At 45.5% G+C, this 385-nt stretch carries 1 pseudogene; it reads left to right on the top strand.

From position 1 onward, the window contains the following. A pseudogene (locus AC1VNY_RS42920) lies at window positions 1-385 on the top strand (hypothetical protein); the annotation flags it as partial.

Here is a 385-nt window from a genome sequence, read left to right as displayed (position 1 = left end):
CAAAAGATGCGACGGACTATGGCAGAGGGATAGTGGATAGTTTTGGCCAAGACGCTGCCAAAGATGATGTGGGTGCCGTGTTACGACAAATTCGCTTACGATATGATGGTAAGCTTGCCAGTTTTGGTTATCAAGTGGGTATCAACGAACAGTTGTTATTGCGTTATCAGACCCAGGCATTATATGAGCCGATGGATAAAAGGCAGCTATATGCCATGCTTTTAAATCAGCAAAACCTGTCGGCGATACAATCACCTCGTCAGGCCAAATTTGTGGGGCGTAGGATTTTGGCTGTAGATGACCATTTACCAAATCTTTTGGTGCTAGATGCATTACTTGCTGAGCTTGGTGTTGAGGTTGTTACGGCAAATAGCGGCTTTGAGGC

The organism is Bradyrhizobium ferriligni, assembly GCF_056837965.1.
Note: the sequence above shows the minus strand (reverse complement) of the source record. Positions and strands in the feature narration are given on the sequence as shown.